The sequence below is a fragment of the Flavobacterium sp. genome (assembly GCF_003525665.1).
Taxonomy (GTDB): Bacteria; Bacteroidota; Bacteroidia; order Flavobacteriales; family Flavobacteriaceae; genus Flavobacterium.
In genome coordinates this window covers 9,933-14,970 of sequence record NZ_DQDX01000188.1, presented here as the reverse complement: position 1 = coordinate 14,970, position 5,038 = coordinate 9,933, and the positions used below count along the sequence as shown (strand labels likewise).

General features: G+C 33.2%; 4 protein-coding genes. 3 read left to right on the top strand and 1 reads right to left on the bottom strand.

Annotated features, from left to right (window positions below; all coding sequences use genetic code 11):
• The first annotated feature begins 99 nt into the window (after positions 1-99).
• From DIU01_RS13265 to DIU01_RS13255, 3 genes are all read left to right on the top strand, one after another.
• Complete coding sequence (locus DIU01_RS13265; RefSeq protein WP_290835208.1) at positions 100-1,227, top strand: sensor protein KdpD; 1,128 nt, start codon at positions 100-102, stop codon at positions 1,225-1,227.
• A 177-nt stretch (positions 1,228-1,404) separates the two neighbouring features.
• A complete protein-coding gene (locus DIU01_RS13260) occupies positions 1,405-3,123 on the top strand; it encodes an ATP-binding protein (RefSeq protein WP_290835207.1) in 1,719 nt (572 codons plus the stop codon).
• Between the two features lie 94 nt (positions 3,124-3,217).
• The gene (locus DIU01_RS13255; RefSeq protein ID WP_290835206.1) at positions 3,218-3,565 is read left to right on the top strand and encodes a hypothetical protein; all 348 of its coding nucleotides are present in this window, start codon (positions 3,218-3,220) and stop codon (positions 3,563-3,565) included.
• Here the strand turns inward: DIU01_RS13255 and DIU01_RS13250 are convergent.
• Positions 3,562-4,989 (bottom strand): L-serine ammonia-lyase, encoded by a 1,428-nt coding sequence (locus DIU01_RS13250; RefSeq protein WP_290835205.1) that lies wholly within the window; start codon positions 4,987-4,989, stop codon positions 3,562-3,564. The two genes, DIU01_RS13255 and DIU01_RS13250, sit on opposite strands and share 4 nt — an antisense overlap.
• Positions 4,990-5,038 lie beyond the last annotated feature (49 nt).

Below are 5,038 nucleotides of genomic sequence, written 5' to 3'. Positions count from 1 at the left end.
GACGCTAAGTCGCAAAGTTTTTAAAAGTAAATACTCTGAAATTTTTAAATTATAGTTGAATTTGAACTTCGTGACTTTGTGCCTTCGTGGCTATTAAACATGGAACAAGAAAAACAAAATAACGCCCAGCATTTCCTTGATTTAATTCAGAAATCCCGAAAAGGAAAATTCAAAATTTACATTGGCATGAGTGCTGGTGTGGGCAAAACGTTTCGGATGTTACAAGAAGCACACACGCTTTTGAAAAACGGAATTGACGTTAAGATTGGTTATATCGAAACTCATTTTCGCAAGGAAACTCATGAGTTGCTTGATGGTTTGCCAGTGATTCCAAGACGAAGTATTTTCTATAAAGGGAAAAATCTGGAAGAAATGGATGTGCAGGCGATTATCAATTTGCGACCAGAAGTTGTGATTGTTGACGAATTGGCGCATACCAACATTGAAGGAAGCAAAAACGAAAAGCGTTGGCAAGATGTTCTGGAGATTTTGGAAGCTGGAATTAACGTAATTTCTGCGGTGAACATTCAGCATATTGAGAGTTTGAACGAAGATGTGAAACGGATTACTGGCATTGATGTTCAAGAACGAGTTCCAGATAATGTTCTGCGATTGGCAGATGAAGTTGTGAATATCGATTTGACATCGGAAGATTTAATTTCGCGTTTGAAAGAAGGAAAAATTTACACGCAAGATAAAATCCAAACGGCTTTGACTAATTTTTTTAAAGCGGATCAAATTCTGCAATTGCGGGAATTGGCTTTGAAAGAAGTCGCAAGTCAAGTGGTTCGAAAAGTAGAAAATGAAGTTCCTAAAAACCTTGCATTAAAACACGAAAAACTATTGGCATGTATTAGTAGTAATGATAAAACGGCCAAAATTGTTATCAGAAAAGCGGCACGATTAGCAAGTTATTACAACGGAAGTTGGTATGTTTTGTATGTGGAAACGCCAAAGGAAAGTCCGAATAAAATTGCATTGGACAAACAACGTCATTTGATAAATAATTTCAAATTAGCGACACAACTTGGAGCCGAAGTGATTAAGATTGAAAGCTCCAATATTACTGATGCGATGTTGAAAATTGTAGACCAAAAGAGCATCACAACGGTTTGTATTGGCAAGCCACATTTCAATTTATTTAAAGTAATTTTGTCCACAACTATTTTTAGAAGATTATTGAATAGTCTGTCGAAATCGAATGTTGATTTAGTGATTTTGTCTTGATTATAGTATAACTGTATATCGTAAAAATGTATACTGTATACTGTATACTGAAAAAAGGCATTTATAATAATTTGTGATTTTACAAAATAATTAATCAAATAAAATTCAAGTACAAAACTAAACACAACATACAAATACAATATACAATATACATTTTCACATTATACATTCTTTAAAATGAAAATTAAAACCAAATTAAATCTAGGTGTTGGATTGTTATTTATCTTGATAATAGTCCTTTCATTAGTGAGTGCTTATTACATTTTTTCTATAAAAAAAGACACTCAAAATATACTCAAAGCCAATTATGAAACCTTAGAATACTCTAGAAATATGCTTTCTTCTTTGGATGAAATTGCTAAAGATGAACCAAAAGCTATTCTTCTTTTTGAAACCAATTTAAAGAAACAATTGGCTAATATTACAGAAGATGGCGAAGATAAAGTTACTTATAATTTGCAAAATAACTTTCAATTATTAGAAAAAAACATAACAGATGAAACTATAAAAGCCCAAATCCGACAAGACATTTTTGAGATTATGAAACTCAATATGAATGCCATAAAAGTAAAAAGTGATATTGCTAAAGTAACTGCCGAAACTGCCAATTTATGGATTGCAGTTGTTGGAACTTTATGCTTTTTAATTGCGTTTAATTTGTTAGTTAACTTACCTAATAATATTGCCAATCCAATTAAGGAATTGACTGGAAGTATCAAAGAAATTGCCAACAGAAATTATTCGGAGCGAGTGAATTTCCAAAATCATAATGAATATGGTGATTTGGCACGATCATTTAATTCAATGGCAGAAAAATTGGAGGAATATTCCAATAGTAGTTTGCATAAATTGACGTTTGAAAAGAAGCGTTTGGAAACTCTAATAAACAACATGCACGATCCAATTATTGGTTTGGATAATGATGGAAACGTTTTGTTTGTAAACGATGAAGCGCTGAAAATCATTGGATTAAAGCAAGAGGAAGTTATTGGTCAATTGGCTTCAACCTTAGCATTGAAAAACGATTTAATGAAGTCATTAATCATCAACGAATTGGAAAGTCCAAAAGCACATCCGATGAAAATTTTTGCTGATGGAAAAGAAAGTTATTTCGAAAAAGAAAATGTAAACATCACCATAAAACCTACTGGAGAAGAACAATCTATCGATATTGGAAACGTAATAATCTTGCGAAACATTACGATTTTTAAAGAGCTTGATTTTGCTAAAACAAATTTCATTGCAACCGTTTCTCACGAACTAAAAACACCAATTTCTTCTATCAAAATGAGTCTGCAATTGCTAGAAAATACTTCAACTGGAACTATAAATGACGACCAAAAACAACTGATTGATAGTATTAAAGACGACAGTCAGCGATTGCTAAAAATTACTGGCGAATTGTTAGAATTATCGCAATTGGAAACTGGAAATATTCAACTGAATATTGAGAAAAGTAATCCAAATGAAATTGCAAAATATGCCATAGAAGCGGTTAAAGTTCAGGCAGAACAAAAACAGATTGAAGTTAAATTTGAATCAGAAGCTAACTTTTCTGAAGTAAAAGCAGACAGTGAAAAATCGTCTTGGGTTTTGATTAATTTCTTGACAAATGCCATTCGGTATTCTTCAGATAATAGCGTTGTAACTGTAAAATTGAAACAAGAAAAGAACCAAATTGTTTTTCAAGTTACTGATAAAGGAAAAGGAATTGATAAGCGGTATCAATCGAAAGTTTTTGACAAATATTTCCAAATTCCAGGCAGTCATAAATCGGGAACAGGATTGGGTTTAGCGATTTCTAAAGAATTCATCGAAGCTCAAAATGGAACGATAGGTGTTGAAAGCGAATTGGGTTTAGGAAGTACTTTTTATTTCAAATTGGGAATGGTTTAATGTTGGATTTTTGATACATTAAAAAGAAATTATGTAACTTTAAAACATTGATTTAGAATAACTTTATCGTATCAACAATTTAAAAAATTAAGTCATGGAAAATAACGATCTAGGTTCTAAAAAAATGAACAATAAGCAAAGTAATAGCAATATAATATCGGAATCGAACAAGGAAAACAACCCAGATTCTTTAATGAAAGCTGAAATGGAAACTGATAAAAATGGCGTTATAAAAATTGTACAAAGAGCAAGAAATACAGATCATGATGAACAAAATTGTGAACCTGAAACCAATAAAATTTTAAGCACAAAGCCAAGTACAGCAAAAGAAGAAGTTGGTAAAGTGATGCTAGAAAATAGAGATAAGAATTTTGATATTACCAAAAAAAGGTATGCCAATTCAAGTCCAGAAAATCAAGACGATCCAAAAGAGAAAAATTAGCAATCGGCCATATTTACAGCTATTGCAAGTCCGCCTTCTGAAGTTTCTTTGTATTTAGAATTCATATCTTGTGCCGTTTTCCACATGGTATTGACTACTTTATCCAAAGGAACTTTTGCGTTTTTAGCGTCAGTTTCCATAGCTAATTCGGCTGCATTTATTGCTTTAATTGCACCCATTGTATTTCTCTCAATACACGGAATTTGAACCAAACCACCAATAGGATCGCAAGTTAAACCAAGATGATGTTCCATTGCAATTTCGGCTGCCATTTGCACTTGGTCTGGAGTTCCACCCATTACTTCGCATAAAGCTGCTGCTGCCATTGAACTTGAAACGCCAATTTCTGCTTGACATCCGCCCATTGCTGCAGAAATGGTAGAACCTTTTTTGAAAATACTTCCAATTTCGCCAGCAACCATCAAGAATTGTTTGATTTCTTTTTCGCCTGCATCGTGGTTTTCAATTACCAAATAATACATTAAAACGGCCGGAATTACACCAGCACTTCCGTTAGTTGGAGCCGTTACAACTCTTCCTAACGCAGCATTTACTTCGTTGACTGCCAAAGCAAAACATGAAACCCATTTTAATATTTGACGGAATTTAACTTCTGTTTTTCGAATGCATTCTAACCATTCTTGTGGATTGTTATAATTGGATAATCCAATCAAACCTTGATGCATATCGAACGCTCTTCTTCTTACGTTTAATCCGCCTGGAAGAATGCCTTCAGAATGACAACCAATGTACATGCATTCTAACATGGTGTTCCAAATTCGCATTAATTCATGATTGATTTCTGCTTCAGTTCGCATTGATTTTTCATTCTCATATACGATTTCTGAAATGGATTTATTTTCTGAATTACAGTAGTTTAAAAGTTCTTCGGCATTTTGAATTGGAAACGGAAACGCACATTTTATTTCTAATTTTTTCTTAGCATTGACACGTTCTTCTTTCACCACAAATCCGCCACCTATGGAGTAGAAGGTAGTTTGGTATTCTTTATCATCTGATAAAAAAGCAGTAAAAGTCAATCCATTTGCATGAAAAGGAAGGAAATTTTTATTGAAAACGATGTCTTGTAAAAAGTAAAACGGAACAATAATTTCGTTACCCAAATTGATTTCGTTTTTATTCTCAATAGTTTTGATAATTCCATCAATATCTTGCACCGGAATGTATTCTGGATCTTGACCAGACAAACCTAACATGACAGCCAAATCGGTTGCGTGACCTTTTCCTGTTAACGAAAGCGAACCGTACAAATCGACTTTTATTCGAGTTACGTTTTGAAGAATATTTTCAGTTCTTAGTTCCGATAAAAATCGTTCGGCAGCACGCCAAGGTCCAAGTGTATGCGAACTCGATGGTCCGACACCAATTTTTAACATATCAAAAACCGAGATGCATTCTTCCATAAATGAAAAGTTTAATTTGTATGACAAATATAAGGTAAACAATTATTGA

What these genes read in the sequence shown, in the direction of transcription:
- DIU01_RS13265 (WP_290835208.1), top strand. Translation starts at nt 100, where the DNA reads ATGGAACAAGAAAAACAAAATAACGCCCAGCATTTCCTTGATTTAATT.
- DIU01_RS13260 (WP_290835207.1), top strand. Translation starts at nt 1,405, where the DNA reads ATGAAAATTAAAACCAAATTAAATCTAGGTGTTGGATTGTTATTTATC.
- DIU01_RS13255 (WP_290835206.1), top strand. Translation starts at nt 3,218, where the DNA reads ATGGAAAATAACGATCTAGGTTCTAAAAAAATGAACAATAAGCAAAGT.
- DIU01_RS13250 (WP_290835205.1), bottom strand. Translation starts at nt 4,989, where the DNA reads ATGGAAGAATGCATCTCGGTTTTTGATATGTTAAAAATTGGTGTCGGA.